This window comes from Desulfovibrio sp. ZJ369 (assembly GCF_011039085.1).
Lineage (GTDB): Bacteria > Desulfobacterota > Desulfovibrionia > Desulfovibrionales > Desulfovibrionaceae > Desulfovibrio.
Genome location: NZ_JAAKEI010000095.1, coordinates 1 through 1,757 on the forward strand (window position 1 = coordinate 1; position 1,757 = coordinate 1,757).

The following is a 1,757-nucleotide window of genomic DNA, read 5'->3' on the forward strand; positions in this document are numbered from 1 at the left end:
GAAGGCCCGTACCCATGAAGAGCTTTATGCGGTAGTAGCGAAAGCCCTGAGCATGATCACACAGAATGATGCCCAGGGCTGGTTTGAATCGTGCGGGTATGAAAAAATTTAAAGTTAATCTGCTCTAAATGGTTCAACGAAAATTCTTTCCCCGGCAGAATTACGAGGCAGTGTCCCGAAAAAACAAGTTTTTTTCTGATAAGCGTGAACAGGCCCTAGCCGGACAGCAATGATAATTGTATTATTTAGAGCAGATTACCTTTGACTTTTTATGAAAGTCAAAGGTGGCATTCAGGCGAAAAACGCGGTTTTCGCCTGAATGTACGCCGCGTTGCGGCGGCTGCCGCTTTCGCGTCAGCAGAGCATTTTCAAAGAGAAAATGCTCTACTATCTGTAATTTCTATACATCCTTTTTCCTCTTCATAAACTTATATACATCTATATATTGGATACAAAATAAAAATGCCGCTTGCATCCACAAAGAAACAAACGGCATAAGTATGCTACCAAAGTAATAACAAAATTACATTAGTTCAGCGTCATCTTTTTTGATCTGTTCAATAAACGACTGCAACGATTCCGCATGGTATGCGGAAAGCGTCAGTTTCCGCAGGGCGTTTGAATCAGATGAATTCGCAATATAGGAGGTCACGGATTGGGGGAGCGTTCCAAAACGGGCCTCCAGCAAATCCCGCAAGGCCAATCCTATACCTTCAGCCTTCCCTTCAGCCTTCCCAATCATTACCCCTTGCCGAATATATTCATCTTTCCACTGAGCGGCACGTTCTTCCAACATGGCGTCCACCTCCCGCAAGTCTTGAAATTCGGGAATTTCTTCTGTTATTCCGGAGCGTTTAAGGACAACACGGCCCAACCATACTGTAAACGCCCGACGCAAAAGCAGGTATTCAGGCCCATGAAGTCGGCTTATCAATTCCTTGACTATCTGCCGGACCTGTTCCGGCTCCTGCGCTCGTTCCAGTCTCAGGAGCTGCGCGACCAAGCCCTTGCTTTTGTCCAGTTCATCTCCCGACACACTGCTTTCGTCCAGCAAAAAATGCCGGTGTTGGGGACGATAAAATTTCAGGCTCTCCGGCATGGGAGCGAACAATGCCGCCACATCCTGCGGCGCTTTCCACGCCTTGCCTCCATTGTATATAACAATGGGAAACACCGGCGGCAACCCTTCGTTTTCATGTACATTTCCCGTCTTGACGAGATCCAGCAGGAGCAAAGTAGTATAGGACAGCGTTCTCAGGGCCATCCAGTGGTCGGGCGTGCTCTGAAACTCCGACAGCAACGCCACATAACACCAGGAACCTTTTTTCCAGCCGACGCGCCAGACAATATCGTCATGGCGTTCCCGCAGGTCATCCGTCACATAACTGCCCGAACAGCGTTCGAGCGTCGAAAAATCCAAGTCCGCGATGAAATCGGCGGGAACAAAATCCCGTAATAACGATTCCACCATTTCAGGATTACTGAAAAACTGCTTGTACGCCGAATCATGCGGTATTCGTTCTTTTCCCATATGAATATCCTATCTGAGTACTGCTCGATGGGCAAGGTGCTGGACATATGGAGATATTCATGCTTTCATTGAAAATTACATCTTAACCATCTGAAATTTAAATTGAACACTCCACCGGCTAAAGCCGGTGGATTCACCTTGGCGACTAAAGTCGCGTTCCGGCTAAAGCCGGTATGGTTCCTGCTGAAGCAGGCTTAAGTCATGCACCCTCAATCCGGAAGGTCTC

The 1,757-nt window shown here is 47.6% G+C and carries 1 protein-coding gene; it reads right to left on the minus strand.

Features of this window, described 5'->3' with window-relative positions; genetic code table 11:
- Positions 1-523: 523 nt before the first annotated feature.
- Complete coding sequence (locus tag G7Y51_RS13420) at positions 524-1,531, minus strand: Rpn family recombination-promoting nuclease/putative transposase (protein ID WP_165178253.1); 1,008 nt, start codon at positions 1,529-1,531, stop codon at positions 524-526.
- Positions 1,532-1,757 lie beyond the last annotated feature (226 nt).

Coding starts and splice junctions, on each gene's coding strand:
- G7Y51_RS13420 (WP_165178253.1), bottom strand. CDS start 1,531: ATGGGAAAAGAACGAATACCGCATGATTCGGCGTACAAGCAGTTTTTC.